The following is a 17,533-nucleotide window of genomic DNA, read 5'->3' on the forward strand; positions in this document are numbered from 1 at the left end:
AAAGATACAAGAATGAATAAAATATTAGTTGCAAACAGAGGAGAAATTGCGCTTCGTATTATGCGAACGTGCAGAGAAATGGGAATAAAAACAGTGGCTATTTTTTCGGAAGCTGATAGAACGGCTCCTTTTGTAAGATATGCTGATGAAGCAGTTTGTGTAGGACCTCCACCGTCAAATCAATCGTATTTGCAGGTGGATAAAATCATACAAATATGTAAAGATTTAAAGGTAGATGGATTACATCCAGGCTATGGGTTTTTATCAGAAAATGCTGAAGCAACTCGAAAAATAACCGAAGCTGGAATCACTTTTATTGGTCCATCGCCCGAAGCCATGGAATTGATGGGAAGCAAATTGGCTGCAAAAGCCGCAGTTAAAAAATACAACATTCCAATGGTGCCTGGAACTGATGAGGCTATTGATGATATTGCCGCAGCTAAAGAAATTGCGGTAAAAATTGGTTTTCCTATATTAATTAAAGCTTCTGCTGGTGGTGGTGGTAAAGGTATGCGTGTGGTTGAAAAAGCGGAAGAGTTTGAAGAACAAATGAACAGAGCAGTAAGTGAAGCTGTTTCTTCGTTTGGTGATGGAGCAGTTTTTATTGAAAAATATGTAGGTTCGCCTCGACATATCGAAATTCAAATAATGGCAGACAAACATGGGAATATTGTTTATTTGTTTGAACGTGAGTGTTCTATTCAACGTCGTCACCAAAAGGTAATTGAAGAAGCTCCATCGTCGGTGTTAACTCCTGAGATTAGAAAAGCCATGGGCGAATGTGCAGTAGATGTAGCTCGTGCGTGTGATTATGTGGGTGCTGGCACTGTAGAGTTTTTGTTGGAAAACAACAAAGACTTTTACTTTTTGGAAATGAATACACGTTTGCAAGTGGAACATCCAGTTACTGAAATGATTTCAGGTAAGGATTTAGTGAAGGAACAGATAAATGTGGCAAGAGGTGAAAAATTAAGCTTTACACAAGATGAATTGAAAATTCTTGGTCATTCGTTTGAGGTGCGTGTTTATGCTGAAGACCCAAGCAATAATTTTTTACCAGATATAGGTCGGCTAAATACCTACCAACGACCAGAAGGAATGGGTATTAGAGTTGATGATGGTTTTGAAGAAGGTATGGATATTCCAATTTATTACGACCCGATGATTTCGAAATTAATTACGCACGGAAAAGATAGGGAAGAAGCACGAAACAGAATGTTGAGAGCGATTAACGATTATAAAATTAGTGGAGTAGAAACCACTTTGCCATTTTGTAAATTTGCTCTAGAACATGAAGCGTTTATTAGCGGAAACTTTGACACGCACTTTGTAGGTAAATATTTTACTCCCGAAGTATTGATTGAAGATGATGCTGAATTACAAGAGGTTGCAGCCTTGTTTGCAGCTAAAACATTTTTAGAAAGTAATAAGTCTGTCGATGTAGTTGAAACTTCTACTACAAAATCGAAATGGAAAATGAATAGATTGTAAGCCCATCCCCAACCCTTCCCGAAGGGAAGGGAGATTCTCCCCTTGAGGGGAGATTAAAGAGGGGTGAAAAACATAAAAAATGTATGAGTAACATCAATTTTAAAATAGAAAATGGGGTAGGAGTAATTACCTTGAACCGACCAGATAAATTCAACAGTTTTATTCGTCAAATGGCATTTGATTTACAAGCTAGATTGGATGAGTGTGAGAAAAATGCTGAAGTAAGAACGATTTACATTACTGGCGAAGGTAAAGCGTTTTGTGCTGGACAAGATTTGGCAGAAGCCATCGACCCCAATCAAACTGAATTGACTAAAATAGTTGAAGAACATTACAATCCAATTATTGAACGATTAAGAAACATTGAAAAACCAATCGTGTGTGGAGTAAATGGCGTAGCTGCTGGCGCAGGAGCGAACATTGCTTTGGCTTGCGACATTACTTTGGCAGCAAAATCATCCAGTTTTATACAAGCCTTTAGTAAAATAGGTTTGATACCCGATAGTGGTGGGACGTATTATTTGCCTCGATTAATTGGTATGCAAAAATCTGCTGCTTTAATGTTTTTAGGCGATAAGGTTATGGCGGAAGATGCAGAAAAAATGGGCATGATTTACAGAGCAGTTGCTGATGAAAATTTACAAGAAGAGACAATGAAAATTGCTCTTCAGTTAGCAAAAATGCCAACAAAAGGTATTGGTTTAACAAAACGATTGTTAAATCAATCTTACAACAATACATTAACAGAACAGTTGGCTTTAGAAAACGAATTACAAAATATTGCAGGTTCAACTTACGATTATAGCGAAGGTGTGAGTGCATTTTTAGAAAAACGACCTGCTAATTTTAAAGGAGATTAATTTTGTTAGGTTTTCCTCTTCATATATGTTTTTTTATAATATATAATATCCTATTAGTTTGGATTTTTGCAATAAAATTAAAATATTATAGGATTTATAAAGGAAGAGAAATAATTGGAATTCCTGAGATTTTATTATCTTTTGTTTTTTTGTATTTCCCAATTTTAGGTAAGGATAATAATGATGAATTGGATGTGTTAAAAAGAAAGATAAATAGTAGGCTCATGTTGTTTTATGGAGTGGTCTTACTTCATATTGTTTTAGTAGTAATATTAAACTATATTAGATGAAAATAGAAAATAAAGGTGATTCTAACTCCCTCCCTTCGGGAGGGTCGGGGTGGGCTTCTAAAGTCGGCGTACTAGGAGCTGGTTCAATGGGCTCTGGAATTGTACAAATTGCTGCAACACAAAAACACCAAGTTGTTCTGGTCGATTTGAACGAAGAAGCGTTGAAAAAAGCAGCGACCAACCTTAAAAATATTTTGGCTCGTTTGGTGGAGAAAGAAAAAATTGACCAAGCTACTGCCGATAATATTATGGGTAGAATTCAGTTTTCGAAAAATATTAGCGATTTTAAAAGTTGCGACATTATTATTGAAGCAATTGTTGAGAATATTGACGTAAAACGTAAAGTATTTGCTCAACTAGAAGAAATTGTTTCGGCTGAATGTATTTTAGCGAGTAACACTTCTTCACTTTCAATAGCATCAATTGCTTCGGCTTGTAAAAAAGCTGAGCGAGTAATTGGAATACACTTTTTTAATCCCGCGCCATTAATGCCGTTGGTAGAAATTATTCCTGCGGTGCAAACTTCTGAAGCAACCAAAAATACTTCAAGAGCATTAATTGACAGTTGGAAAAAAGTAACTGTTTTAGCTAAAGATACACCAGGTTTTATTGTAAACCGTGTGGCTCGTCCGTTTTATGGAGAGGCATTAAAAATATACGAAGAAGGTGTTGCCGATTTTGCAACCATTGATTGGGCAATGACTGAAATAGGTGGTTTTAAAATGGGTCCGTTTACGTTGATGGATTACATTGGTAACGACATCAATTATACGGTAACAGAAACTGTGTTTGCTGCATTTTATTACGACCCACGTTATAAGCCTTCGTTTACCCAAAAACGACACTCTGAAGCAGGTTGGTTTGGGCGAAAAACAGGGCGAGGTTATTACAACTATGCCGAAGGTGTTGAATTGCCAGCACCAACCAAAGATGAAAAATTAGGCAAAGAAATTTGCGACAGAATATTGGTGATGTTAATGAATGAAGCCATTGATGCCTTGTTTTTAAACATTGCAAGTAAAGAAGATATTGATTTAGCCATGACCAAAGGCGTAAATTACCCTAAAGGTTTGTTGGCTTGGGCTGACGAAATGGGTTTGCCAAATGTGTTGGCTAAACTTGAACATCTTTTTGTTGAATATGGTGAAGATCGTTACCGACCAAGCGTGTTGTTGAGAAGAATGGTTCGCGAAAATAAAACCTTTTTTTAATGGCGGATATTGTAAATAAAATGATGGAAACTGACGCTTTTAGTCAGTGGTTGGGAATAAAAATTTTGGCTTCGGCTAAGGGTTATTGCAAATTGCAAATGCAAGTTCGACCAGAAATGTGTAACGGCTTTGGTATTATACACGGAGGCGTTACTTTTTCGTTAGCTGATAGTGCTTTGGCTTTTGCATCAAATGCGCATGGCAGGTTAAGTGTGGCGTTGGAATGTTCAATTTCTTACCCCAATGCTGTAAATGTTGGCGATGTGTTAACTGCCGAAGCAACCGAAGTGAGTTTAACCAATAAAATAGGCATTTACAACATACCCATTACCAACCAAAAAGGAGAAATTGTTGGAGTTTTTAAAGGTTCGGTGTATCGGACCTCGAAGGAGTGGTAAAATAATATTAAAATTAATAATGAAACGACGTTCAGGGTATCTTTTCAATATGGCACTTCCTCTATTTTTTATTGAATGGTGGTTTGTATGGATTGCACTCATTTTTATAATAATTATAGAAACTTATATAGTTCATTTATTTTTAAAGAAAGAAATAGTTAGAACATTTAAAATACTCTTTTTAGCAAATTTATTAACTACTATCATTGGTTACTTAACTCAAGGAATAATAAGAGTTTTTTTGGCAACTGCATTTTTCTTCTTATCACTTAGATTTAAGATGTTAGATGATGTAATTATGCATCCTGTTATTCAAGGTGTATTTGCAGGGGTAGTTCCCGTAAAGGGAGGTGGTAAATCTGAATTTACTCCTGATGTCATAATAGCAATTTTAACAAGTATATTCCTTACGTTTTTAATATCTTTAATCGTGGAGAGAAAAATTCTTATTTCTAAATTGGGAATGGAATTTGAAAAGAAGTTAATTTCAAAAGCAATTATTATTGCGAATATAATTTCTTATATTTTGCTTTCAATATGGATATTTTATGGGTATTCAACCTTGAGTTTTTAGTAATAAAAACAAAACCCCACAATTGTGGGGCTTTGAATTGAAACCTGTTTAGTTAGTGCGTAAGTTTCATTTTTATGTGGAGTACTAAATTAAGCAAGTAATCAAAAACGGTGTTGGTTTTTTTATTAAAAACTTGGAATCCCAAATTTATTAAAGATGGCGGATCAAGTCCGCCATGACGTTGTCGTTTGCTTTTTCCTTTACTTAATGCTTATTGTTTTCGTCATTGCGGGCTTGACCCGCAATCTAAAAATTTAACTAAATAAGATTAGGGGTCAAGCCCGTAATGACGACATGTAACAAATACAGTGAAGAAAAGTAAGTTCAGCGAAGTTAATCTTCTTTGATTGGAACTAAAAATTAGAAGATACCTCCACTTCGGTCGGTATGACAAAGGATATTAAAACACAAAACTCTCAATAGTTGCTCGTAAATTGTAGTTGCTTGCCATTACTTCGCCGTAAGCTCCTGCTGTTCTTATTGCAATTAAATCGCCTCGTTGGGTTGCTGGAAATAACAGCGCTTTTGCAAAACAATCCGACGATTCACAAATTGGTCCAACTACGTCGTAGCGTTCCTGCTCGGTTGAGGTAGTGGTTAAATTTTCAATTTTGTGCGATGCCTGATACAATGCTGGTCGTAATAAATCCGTCATACCAGCATCAACTATAGCAAAATTGGTGTTCACTCCTTTTTTTACGTACAACACTTTGGTAATTAAGTTTCCGCATTGAGCAACCAACGAACGACCCAATTCAAAATGCAACTGTTGCTGAGGTCGTAGGTTTAAAAATTTGCTAAATTGTTCAAAATAAGCCTTAAAATTTGGAATCAAATTTTTATCAGGATGTTCGTAATCAACACCCAAACCTCCGCCAACATTAATGTGCTCAACAATAATGTGGTGTTGGTAAAACCATTCTTGTATTTCGTTAACCCTTAAACACAAACTTTGAAATATTTGTAAGTCGGTAATTTGCGAGCCAATATGAAAATGCAAACCAATCAATTTGATGTTTTTCATGGTTAAAATGGCTTTCAGCACTTCGTCCATTTCCCACATGTTAATGCCAAACTTGTTTTCTTCTAAACCAGTAGTAATGTAGTGGTGCGTTTTTGCATTAATGTTAGGGTTAATGCGTAAAGCAATGTGGGCTATTTTGTTTTTTCGTTCAGCAATTTCGTTAATCACCTCTATTTCTGGCAACGATTCGCAGTTAAAACAAAAGATATCGTTATCTAATGCAAATTGAATTTCTTCGTCGGTTTTTCCAACTCCTGCAAATACCACTTCATGGTTTTTAAAGCCAGTTTCTATTGCTTTTTTAACTTCGTTTCCACTCACGCAATCAGCACCTAAACCATATTTATTGATAAGGTTTAACACTTCATTATTTACATTCGCTTTTAAAGCGTAATGCACATGGTAGTTGTGTGGTTTTGCTGCTTGGGTTAATTGAACAAGCGTTTGTTCCAACACTTCCAAATTGTAGTGGTAAAATGGAGTTTTTAGCGTTTTGTATTTTTCTATATGTTGAGTTGTAATCATTAATTCAAATTAATTTGGAACGCAGATGACGCAGGTTGTTAAGATTAAATAAGATTTTATCATATCCATGAAATAGTTAAGATGTTTATCATAAAAATCATATTAATCAGTGTCATCAGCGTTCTATTTTTTAAATAGTTTTTCGTTTAGCGAAATTAATGCCTCTTTTTTATCAGAAGTATTCACTAATAAAGATACGTTATGTAGGCTACCACCGTAAGAAATCATTCGGACAGGAATGTTTTGTAAAGCATCAAATATTTTAAGTGCATAACCTTTGCTTTCGGCAATAAAATCGCCAACTACACAAATAATGGTTAAATCAGTATCCACATCAACCGAGCCGTATTTTTTCAATTCTTCAACAATTTCATTCAAGTATTTGGTTTCGTCAATAGTAACAGAAACAGCAACTTCCGAAGTAGTAATCATGTCGATTGGGGTTTTGTAAGCCTCAAAAATTTCAAACACTTTTCGCATAAAACCATAAGCAAGCAACATTCTACCCGATTTTATTTTTATCGCTGTAATGTTATCTTTCGCTGCAATAGCCTTTATCCCTTTTCCACTCGATTCGGAATTAATTAACGTGCCTTTTGCTGTTGGTTGCATGGTGTTTTTTAACCGAACAGGAATGTTGTTCAATTTGGCTGGTAAAACACTCGATGGATGCAAAATTTTAGCCCCAAAGTATGCTAGCTCAGCTGCTTCATCAAACGATAATTGTGAAATAGGGTGGGTATTATCCACAATTCTTGGGTCGTTGTTGTGCATGCCGTCAATATCTGTCCAAATTTGAATTTCTTGTGCATTAATAGCAGCACCTATTAACGATGCAGAGTAGTCGCTGCCACCTCTTTTTAAATTGTCGATTTCGCCATAGGAGTTTCTACAAATAAAACCTTGAGTAATGTATAAATTACAACTAGGCGTTTTTTTAAGTTCTAATGCTAAATTGTCTTTTATCGCTATAGTATCAGGTTCTTCGTCTTCGTTAATTCGCATAAAATTTAATGCAGGCAACAATACCGACTCCACGCCAATTTCTTGCAAATAATAGTGAAAAATAGCTGTTGACAAAAGCTCACCTTGAGCCAATAAGGCTTTTTCTTCAAATAAGGTAAACGAATCTAAAGTAAATGCTCTGATATAATTAAAGTGAGATGAAATTAATTCAGTTGCTTTTGATTTTATTGAATCGGATGAAAACAATTCATCGATGGTTTTTTTATACTTGTTTTCAAGGTTTAAAATTTCTAACAAAGCACTTTCCTTGTTTTTGTTGTACAAGTATTTGCCAATTTCAACTAAGGTGTTGGTTGTACCCGACATAGCAGATAAAACCACAATTTTAGGAGTATCGTTTACAACCAAATTTACTAACGACTTAAATCGTTCAGCAGAGCCAACCGATGTGCCACCAAATTTTACTACAATCATTTTTTTAGAATCAATTAAATTTTTGCAAATATAATAAAGTGAGTTTAAATATTTAAAATAATGTTAAAAATATAACAATTATATTTTAAGAATAAGCAATAGTAAGGTTTTAATAAATACATTTTAATAAAATGAGGTGTAAATAAAATATGAAAAGTTAAAAAATGTTAGAAACCTCAAACTTTAAATAGTAAACATTGAACTCCAACCTAAAAAATGTTATTTTTGGGTTCTATTAAATTTTTGGATGTTATCACTAATAAATAAGGAAATACGTAGCTTTTTGGGGTCGTTAATCGGCTATATTGTAATAGCGGTTTTCTTAACTACTATTGGGTTGTTTTTATGGGTATTTCCTGGTGATACCAATGTCCTAGAATCAGGTTATTCAAGTATAGGTGCTTTGTTCTATATTGCTCCATGGGTTTTTATGTTTTTAATACCTGCAATTACCATGCGTTTGTTTTCGGAAGAGAGCAGAACAGGAACCATTGAATTATTATTGACAAAACCGTTAACTGATTTTCAAATTGTTTTCGCAAAATACATTGCTGGATTTTCGTTGGTGTTGTTTTCTTTACTACCAACATTGGTTTATTTCTATTCCGTTTATCAATTGGGTTCTCCAGTAGGTAATATCGATATGGGTGGTACTATTGGTTCTTATTTTGGATTGTTATTTTTAGGTAGTGTGTTTGTTTCCATTGGTTTGTTTTCGAGTGCAATAACCAACAATCAAATCATATCTTTTATTGTTGGCGTATTCCTGTGTTTCTTCTCTTACGTAGGTTTTGAATCCATCAGTTCTTTAAATTTATTCGGACCAATAGATGATATCATCATCAATTTTGGAATCAATACTCATTATTTATCAATGAGTAGAGGGGTTATTGATACTCGAGATGTGATTTACTTTTTAGGAGTTATTTTTCTTTTTTTATTATTTACTAAAACGGTTGTGGGGAGTAGGAAATGGTAGAGAAAAATGTAAATAAAAAAAGAGACATTACTACTCTAATTGCTGGAGTTGGAGTGATATTGTTGTTGAACTATATTGGCTCATTTGCTTTTGAACGATTTGATTTAACTTCAGAAAAACGATACACAATTTCGGAAAACAGCAAGGAATTATCAGCTAATTTAGAAGATATTGTATTTGTTAAGGTTTATTTAGAAGGCGAATTTCCAGCAGGTTTTAAACGTTTGCGCGACGAAACACGTGAAATGTTGAACGAGTTCAGGGCTTACTCAAAAGGAAATATCGAATACGAATTTATCAACCCATCAGAAAGTCCTGACGAAAAAGAACGTGAAGAGATTTACAAGCAGTTATATAAAGAAGGGTTGCGTCCAACCGATTTAAATGTAAAAGATGAAGATGGGCAAACCAATAAAATTATTTGGCCAGGAGCAATTTTTACTTACAGAGGAAAAGATGTTCCTGTACAACTGCTGAAAAGCCAAATGGGAACTTCGCCAGAAATGATGTTGAATGGTTCGATAGAGGCATTGGAATATGAAGTTGCTAACGCGATAAGAAATTTGATAATTCCCGTAAAACCAAAAATTGCATTAATAGAAGGACATGGTGAGTTAGATAAAGTCGAAACTGCTTCATTGGCAACTATGCTTGCAGAGTTTTATACTGTTGATAGAATTTCAATTGATGAGCAACTTGCTAGTCTTACCGAAAGGGTAATGATTGACAGCTTAAAGGCTTTTAGGGTAAAAACTAAATATGATGTTATTATTATTGCAAAACCAACACAGCCTTTTTCTGAAAAAGACAAATTTGTAATCGACCAATTTGTAATGTACGGAGGAAAAGTGGTTTGGTTAATCGACCCCGTTTTTGCAAGTATGGATAGCTTACAGAATGCTGATATTACTATGGCTATTCCTCAAAATGTAAATTTGGACGATCAGCTTTTTACTTATGGAGTTCGTTTAAATACCAATTTAATTTTAGATATTCAGTCAGCTCCAATACCAGTAGTTACGGGTAGAGTAGGTAATCAGCCAAAAACGCAATTGTTTCCTTGGTTCTTTTTTCCTTTACTTACTCAAGCAAATACACATCCAATCGTTAATAACTTGAATGCAGTAAAAGGTGAGTTTGTAAGTACAATAGATACCATTGCCAGACCAAACATTCATAAAACGGGATTATTAAAATCTTCTATCTATACCAAAGTTAGTAATACCCCTACGCGTATAAGTTTAGGTATGTTAAGAGTTGAGCCAGACCAATCTCAATTTACAGATGGAAACCAAGTAGCGGCAGTTTTGTTGGAGGGTAAATTTCAATCGGTATTTAAAAACAGAATTAGCCCTCAAATAGCAACAAGTAATGAAATTAATTTTAAAGAAGAAAGTGATTTTAATAAAATGGTGGTAGTGGCAGATGGCGATATCGCAAAAAATTATGTGAATGTAAAAACCAGTCAGTATTATCAATTGGGCTACGATAGGTTTACTAATCAGCAATTTGGTAACGATGATTTTATGCTTAATGTGGTAAATTATTTATGCGACGATACGGGCATAATGGGAGTTCGTTCAAAAAAACTGACGATTCGATTAATGGATAAAACGCTTTTGAAAAAAGAAAAATTTAAATGGCAATTGATAAATACGGTGTTGCCAATAGGGCTGATTCTAATTTTTGGGATTGCTCATTATTTTGATCGTAAAAAGAAATACACTAAATAAACAAGATGAAAAACAACAAATTTTTATTAGCTACACTTTTAATTTTAGTTGCAATTGCAGTTTATTTTTTTGTGTCTAAAAGTAGTGGAACATTAAATATTGAGCATTCAGATTTTGCTATAAAAGATACAGCCAGTATTGATAAAATATTTATTTCAGACCATACTGGAGATAAAGTAACCTTAACTAGGGGAGATAAATATTGGTTGGTTGAAGGTGTTCATAAGGCTAGACCAGATGGGGTAGATTTGTTGTTGAATGCGTTTTATAGAATAGCAGTAAAAACTCCAGTGGCAAAAGCAGCTTTAAATAATGTGATAAAAAGTATTGCTACAAAAAATACAAAGGTTGAAATTTACCAAGGAGGAGATAAGCCAACAAAAGTGTATTATATTGGTGGTGCTACTCAGGGAAATGAAGGAACTTATATGTTGTTGGAGAACAATGGAGAGAAATCAACTGTTCCATTTATAGCACATATACCTGGGTTTTATGGATATTTAACTCCTCGTTTTTATGCTAATCCATTGCAATGGAGGGCTGCAGATGTGTTTAGTTATCAACCAGAAGAAATTAAATCTTTGGAGGTGATGTATACCGAGAAACCTGAAGAATCATTTAGAATAGAGAGAAATATTAATGAAGTAACACTGTTTGATGGCCTAAACAATCAACCGATGAAGAATATTGATACCAATAAGGTTCAACAATATCTAAATATGTATGAAGACATAAATTACGAAATGATTGTGTTGGATGAATTAAGAGCTGAAAAACAAGATTCTGTAAGGAAAACTTCGCCATTTTTTACAATAAAACTAACTGATATTTATGGAAAGTCGACTATAATTAAAGCTATTCATATGCCTAACTACAAAAATGTGTTGGACAACAATGGTGAGCCGTATAAATATGATGTTGATAGAATGTATGCTGTTTTAAATGATGAGTTGTTGATATATATTCAATTCCATACATTTGATAAAATTACCCTTCCAAAACAAGTTTTCTTGAAATAATTTTAGTTAAAGCTTGTTATAAATTTAACAAATACATCTAAAATCATTTTTTTATCAACACAAGGCTTCCATTTTCAGGAAGTTGCGTCTTTAATATTGTTAAGCATTTAAAAAATGATTAGCTTTATTGATAAATAATAATTGATTTACTATGAGAAGATTATCGCAAAAAGTATTCGTTCTTGTTTTGTTAGTTAGCACTATAAGTGTGCTAGCACAGAGTGAATCTGTATTTGAACAAAAGTCTTTAACAATTAGCGAGATTAATAGCAATAAAGACTATATGATTGAGCTTCAAGAAGCATTCTTTGGACTCAATTATAATAATATTTTAATTGTTGAAAATCAAAAAAATAGTTTTAGGAGTTACTATCGTAATAATGCCAAAAAGTATAGCGAACCTTTAATTGAATATTTCACAAATAGGAAGACTTTTAATGGAGAGGAGATAAAAAATAAATTGAAAGAAGTGTCCAATCAATTGGTTGATGATTTTTTGAAATCCGAATTAAGCAAGCCTTTTGACCCAAATGGGTTTATTTTTCACAATTCGAGTAATTTCAAGTTAGGCTCAAACATACCTCATAATCATGATGTAACATTAGGAGCAGGTCAGCCTTGTAATAATCCTGATATGGAAACTTGTGATTTTACTAACTGGGATCGATCATATGGTGATGTTGATGCAAATCCATATGGTTATGTAAATGTTACTGCATTAGGACCAACATCTGCTTCTGATCAACATTTTATTGTAACGGGAGGAAATGACCCTGTAGTCCCTTTAATACCAAGAGTTAATCCTAATGGAGGAGGTTGTACAGCTCAATTAGGAGATGGGACAGGTACAGGAGGTAGAGCTGCTAGTATGTCTCAGACTTTTTTGGTAGATATAAATAGTGCTAATTTCACTTATAGTTATGCCGCTATTATGGAAGATCCATCAGGACACACATTAGGAGAAAAACCTTATTTTAAAGCTAGAGTTTATGATCAAAATGGAGCTGAAATAGTTTGTGGAAGATATAGTACTACTGCAGGAGATGGCGATACAACTTGGGTAAATAATGGCACTGTGCAGTATAAGAATTGGACTACTGTTTTTGTCCCACTTCAATCGTATATTGGTACTAATGTTACAGTTGAGTTTACTGTTGGTGATTGTTCTCAGGGTGGTCATTATGGCTATGCTTATGTTGAAGCTAGCTGTTCTCCTGGCGAAATTTTGGGGCCAGATACTATTAGTTGTAATGGTTATCCAACAATGACAGCACCTCCTGGAGCTGCAAGTTATTTGTGGAATACTGGAGCGACTACACAATCGACAGTTGCTACAACTCCTGGTCAATACTCTGTTCAAGTTATTCCTGTTACTGGTCCTGGTTGTGCTATTACGCTAACTAAAGATATTTACGAGTTTGTTGATACAGTTACTGCGGTTTTTAGTGCCAATCCAACAACTATTTGTGCTGGTCAGTCAGTATCTTTTTCTGAATCTTCATTTATTACTGGATTAGGCAGTATTACTGGTTGGAATTGGGATTTTGATGGTGATGGAAATGTAGATGTTACTTCTCAAAACCCACCAGCACAAGTGTATAATACTCCAGGTACATATAATGCAACTTTAAGTGTAACAACAACAGGTTGTACAGATGATACAACAATACAAATTATTGTTCAACCAATTGCTACTGCAAACTTTACAACTCCTATAGTATGTGCGGGTTTAGCAACAAATTTTACAGATGTTTCATCGGCAGGAGTTGATACATGGGATTGGGATTTTGATAACAATGGTACATATGATGATAGTACTCCAAACCCTACTCATACATTCCCTTCACCAGGAACATATCCAGTTAAATTACAAGTGTCTATTGGTGGTTCATGTGGTCATGATACCACTATTAATGTTGTTGTTGCACCAATTCCGGTAGCCGATTTTACTGCTACCAATCAATGTTTAAATACAGCAACCACTTTTGTAAATAACTCTAATATTTCATCAGGAACTATAACTGGATGGAGTTGGGATTTTGAAAGCAATGGTTCGGTTGATAATACAACTCAAACACCTACAAATACTTATGGTACAGCTGGAACATATAATGTAACATTAATAGCCACATCTAACAATACGTGCCGTGATACAGCTAATTTTACTGTTGAGGTTTATGATAATCCTGTAGCAAATTTTACAACAAATACAGCATGTGAGAATTTTGCTACTGCTTTTACCAATACTTCTGTTCAAGGAGATACAACAATTACTGGTTGGCAGTGGGATTTCGATAACAATACAACAATTGACAATACAACTCAAAGTCCATCAAATACTTACACTAATGATGGTACTTATCCAGTAACATTAATTGTTACTGATGGGCATGGTTGTAAGGATACTGTTACAAACAATGTTACAGTAGCACCTCAACCAACCGCAGCATTTACATTTACGAATGTATGTTTTGGAACAACAACTGGTTTTACGGATTTATCAAATGGTAATGGAGGAACAATAAATCAGTGGTCGTGGGATTTCACGAATAATGGAGTAGTAGATAATACCACTCAAAACCCCACAAATGGTTATACTGCAGCTGGTAGTTACACAGTAGAATTATTGGTAACTACAACTACTGGCTGTAAAGATTCGGTAACTATGGTTGTGCCAGTAGATCCAATACCAGTTGCAAATTTTTCTGGAACAAACGAATGTTTAGGAAATAATACCACTTTTATAGATAGTTCAAATGTGTCAACAGGTTCAATAGCATCGTGGGCATGGAATTTTGGCGATGGTATAGGAACAAGTGTTGCGCCTAGCCCAACATATACATATGCTTCTGCAGGAACATACAATGTTACGTTAACAGTAACTTCTGATAGTGGTTGTATCAGTAATTATAATAGAAATATTCAGGTTTATGCTAACCCAGTAGCCAATTTTTCAACAGATACTGCATGTAATACTTCTGCAACATCATTTACAGATTTAACAGCAATAGGTAGTACAGCAATACAAACATGGGGTTGGGATTTTGATAATAATGGAAGTGCTGATGATAATGAGCAAAACCCAAGCTTTGTATTTTCAGGAGCAGGCACCTATCCTGTAAACCTTGCAGTAGTAGATACTTTTGGATGTGTACATGATACAACAATAAATGTAACAGTTTCTGAAAACCCAATAGCTAATTACACTTATAGTAATGAGTGTTATGGAGCAGGAACTGTCTTTACTGATTTGTCAAATAATAATGGAGGTACAACACCAATAGATACTTGGGAGTGGGATTATGATGGAAATGGTACTATAGATAATACTACGCAAAGCCCAACATATACCTTCCCAGCAGCAGGAACTTATCAAACTGAGTTGTTTGTAACAAGTGCATTAGGTTGTAAAGATTCTGTTACAATAGCTGTTGTTGTGAATCCAATACCAGTGGCTAATTTTTCAGCTGCAAATGCATGTTTAAATTTTGTTACTACGTTTATAGATAGTTCAACAATAAGTACAGGTGCAATCAGTTCGTGGGCTTGGGATTTTGGAAATGGAGTAGGAACAAGTGTAATTCAAAATCCAACCTATATTTATCCTGCTTCAGGAACCTTTAATGTAAGTTTAACAGTAACGTCAGATAGTGGTTGTACACATAATGTGGTAATACCAGTTACAGTAAACCCAAAACCTACAGCTGATTTTAATGTGAACAATGTTTGTTTAAATTTAGCAGCGCCATTTACAGATGCTTCATTAGGAAATGGAGGAACAATAAATCAGTGGGCATGGGATTTTACAAATAATGGAAGTGTAGATAACACAACTCAAAATCCAACTAATTTTTATGCTACTGCAGGAACTTTTAATGTACAATTAGTTGCAACCACAACCAATGGTTGTAAAGATACTATAGTTAAACCTGTAACGATACATCCGATGCCAGATGCTGATTTTACTTTTGTGAATCAATGTGTAAGCGCTAATGTCCCTTTTACAGATAATTCTGTAGTATCAACAGGGACAATTACAGTGTGGGATTGGAAATTTGGAGATGGTCAATCATCAATGATACAAAGTCCTACTCATTTATATGCTTCACAAGGTATTTATAATGTTCAATTAATTGTAACGACTAATAATAACTGTAGTGATACAATTGCTAAGAACAATATTGAGGTTTGGCCTTTGCCTAATGTAAATTTTGGACCAACATCTGTTTGTTTGAATAACTTGACACAATTTGTAGATTCATCAACAGTATCGAATTCATTTACAACAAATACCAATACTCAATGGAGTTGGAATTTTGGAGATGGAATAGGTGTAAGTGCTTTACAAAATCCAATGTATATGTATGGATCTGATGGTGTGTTTAATGCAACATTAATAGTTACCACAAATCATAATTGTGTAGATTCTATTACAAAACCTGTAACAGTACATCCTTTGCCAGTTGTTGACTTTACACCAAATATTGTTTCAGGATGTACACCAGTATGTGTAACATTTACTGATAATACAGTGATAGGTGCAGGTAGCACAATAACTCAATGGAATTGGGATTTTACATCTGATGGGATAAAAGATGCTTCTAGTCAAAATCCTATGTATTGTTTTACAAATCCATCACATAGTAGTGTTAGAGATTATAGTATACGGTTGATTGCTACATCAAACTTCGGATGTAAGGATACTTTAACCAAGGTGAATTACATTCATTCAAATCCAATACCGTTAGCAAGTTTTTCTTATTGGCCAAATGATGAGGCTTCAATCGTGGATAATGACATTACATTTACAGATCAATCGATAATTGCAAGTACTTGGGATTGGGAATTAGGCGATGGCGCAACCTCTAATGTTCAGCATCCTGTTCATGAATATACAGATACTGGATTTTATTTAGTGGTGCTTAGAATTGAAAATGAATACGGATGTCGAGATACAACACAGAAAATAGTAAATATTAAACCAATATATGCAATATGGATACCAAATGCATTTACTCCAAATGGTGATTTTAGTAATGATTTCTTCTATGTAGATGGATATGGAATTAAAGAGTTGCAAGTGAAGATATTTGATAGATGGGGATTGAAAATATATGATGAAATTGGTGTGGATCAATCATGGGACGGAACTTATAATGGTAATATTGTACAAACAGATGTTTATGTTTACAAGGTGCGAGCTAAAGACATCTTTGATGAATGGCATGATTATATTGGTAAAGTGACAGTTATTAAATAAAACTGTTGTTTAAATAAAAGAAAAGAGCTGTTTCAAACGAAACAGCTCTTTTCTTTTTATATAGGTTTTTAATTAATCTCTTAAATCAATAACCTCTATTTTAGGATGTTTTGTTTTATCAAAAGTAAAATTACTATCAGCTAAAGCTGAATTAGCTATAAAGCTTTTTATTTTGTAAGTCATTTCACTACCATCTTTTCCATAAACTCTTACTTCTTTTATTTCATCTTTTAGTTTGTCAATATACAATGCAATTCGATGGAAAGATTTAGAGCTAGCATCTTTTGGGTATAAATTAATGGTATAAACATTGTTTTTTTCTTCAACAAATTTGTATTTGAAACCAGTTTCGTAAATGGTAAATAGTTTGTTGGGACTTATTGTTCCATCATTCTCATCTTCCGATAAATTGTTGATATGAACTTCTTCCGATTCTTTGATATACGTCCAAATGGTTTTTCCATCAGAAATAACATCTTGTCCCTTTATTGAAAGATTATACTTGTTACCTTTAATTTGAATAGCACCATCTTGAGTTTCGTTAATACCATCTTTTTTATTGATAATGGTATACTGGAATGTTGCTTTTATAGATGAATAAGCTTTTGTTTTTTTACTTAATTTATCCAGAATGCTTTTTGCTTGAGCATCGTCTTGAGCATTAATGTTTAATGCTAATATTGTAGTAACAACTACTGCGATTAATTTTTTCATTATAAATATGATTTT

General features: G+C 34.1%; 12 protein-coding genes. 9 read left to right on the top strand and 3 right to left on the bottom strand.

Going from position 1 to position 17,533, the window contains the following annotated elements:
• Positions 1-12 precede the first annotated feature (12 nt).
• The 5 genes from accC (at position 13) to H6589_01415 (ending at position 4,824) form a co-directional block, all read left to right on the top strand.
• Positions 13-1,491, top strand: coding sequence for an acetyl-CoA carboxylase biotin carboxylase subunit (gene accC, locus H6589_01395; protein ID MCB9173242.1), 1,479 nt, complete (start codon positions 13-15; stop codon positions 1,489-1,491).
• A gap of 83 nt (positions 1,492-1,574) precedes the next feature.
• Positions 1,575-2,351 (top strand): 2-(1,2-epoxy-1,2-dihydrophenyl)acetyl-CoA isomerase, encoded by a 777-nt coding sequence (locus H6589_01400; protein ID MCB9173243.1) that lies wholly within the window; start codon positions 1,575-1,577, stop codon positions 2,349-2,351.
• A 286-nt stretch (positions 2,352-2,637) separates the two neighbouring features.
• Positions 2,638-3,852, top strand: a complete 1,215-nt coding sequence (locus H6589_01405) for an NAD(P)-binding domain-containing protein (GenBank protein ID MCB9173244.1) — start codon at positions 2,638-2,640, stop codon at positions 3,850-3,852.
• Positions 3,852-4,250 carry a hydroxyphenylacetyl-CoA thioesterase PaaI gene (gene paaI, locus H6589_01410; GenBank protein ID MCB9173245.1) on the top strand — a complete coding sequence of 133 codons (399 nt, stop codon included), beginning with the start codon at positions 3,852-3,854 and terminating at the stop codon, positions 4,248-4,250. Before H6589_01405 ends, paaI begins: the two co-directional genes overlap by 1 nt.
• Before the next feature lie 19 nt (positions 4,251-4,269).
• Complete coding sequence (locus H6589_01415; GenBank protein ID MCB9173246.1) at positions 4,270-4,824, top strand: hypothetical protein; 555 nt, start codon at positions 4,270-4,272, stop codon at positions 4,822-4,824.
• Positions 4,825-5,224: 400 nt separating this feature from the next.
• Here H6589_01415 and lysA read toward each other — a convergent pair whose 3' ends face one another.
• Together lysA and H6589_01425 are read right to left on the bottom strand one after the other, a co-directional pair.
• Positions 5,225-6,373: a diaminopimelate decarboxylase gene (gene lysA / locus H6589_01420; protein ID MCB9173247.1), complete on the bottom strand. Its 1,149-nt coding sequence runs from the start codon at positions 6,371-6,373 to the stop codon at positions 5,225-5,227.
• Between the two features lie 123 nt (positions 6,374-6,496).
• The gene (locus H6589_01425; protein MCB9173248.1) at positions 6,497-7,813 is read right to left on the bottom strand and encodes an aspartate kinase; all 1,317 of its coding nucleotides are present in this window, start codon (positions 7,811-7,813) and stop codon (positions 6,497-6,499) included.
• A gap of 247 nt (positions 7,814-8,060) precedes the next feature.
• Between H6589_01425 and gldF the strand changes: the two genes are divergently transcribed.
• The 4 genes from gldF (at position 8,061) to H6589_01445 (ending at position 16,804) form a co-directional block, all read left to right on the top strand.
• Positions 8,061-8,792 (top strand): gliding motility-associated ABC transporter permease subunit GldF, encoded by a 732-nt coding sequence (gldF, locus tag H6589_01430; GenBank protein ID MCB9173249.1) that lies wholly within the window; start codon positions 8,061-8,063, stop codon positions 8,790-8,792.
• Positions 8,786-10,525 carry a gliding motility-associated ABC transporter substrate-binding protein GldG gene (gldG, locus tag H6589_01435; GenBank protein MCB9173250.1) on the top strand — a complete coding sequence of 580 codons (1,740 nt, stop codon included), beginning with the start codon at positions 8,786-8,788 and terminating at the stop codon, positions 10,523-10,525. Before gldF ends, gldG begins: the two co-directional genes overlap by 7 nt.
• A gap of 5 nt (positions 10,526-10,530) precedes the next feature.
• A complete protein-coding gene (locus tag H6589_01440) occupies positions 10,531-11,544 on the top strand; it encodes a DUF4340 domain-containing protein (protein ID MCB9173251.1) in 1,014 nt (337 codons plus the stop codon).
• 151 nt (positions 11,545-11,695) lie between these two features.
• Positions 11,696-16,804 carry a PKD domain-containing protein gene (locus H6589_01445; protein ID MCB9173252.1) on the top strand — a complete coding sequence of 1,703 codons (5,109 nt, stop codon included), beginning with the start codon at positions 11,696-11,698 and terminating at the stop codon, positions 16,802-16,804.
• 72 nt (positions 16,805-16,876) lie between these two features.
• Here H6589_01445 and H6589_01450 read toward each other — a convergent pair whose 3' ends face one another.
• On the bottom strand, positions 16,877-17,518 hold the full coding sequence (locus tag H6589_01450) for an outer membrane lipoprotein carrier protein LolA (protein MCB9173253.1): 642 nt from the start codon (positions 17,516-17,518) through the stop codon (positions 16,877-16,879).
• Positions 17,519-17,533 lie beyond the last annotated feature (15 nt).

Source organism: Flavobacteriales bacterium (assembly GCA_020635795.1).
Classification (GTDB): domain Bacteria; phylum Bacteroidota; class Bacteroidia; order Flavobacteriales_E; family Vicingaceae; genus Vicingus.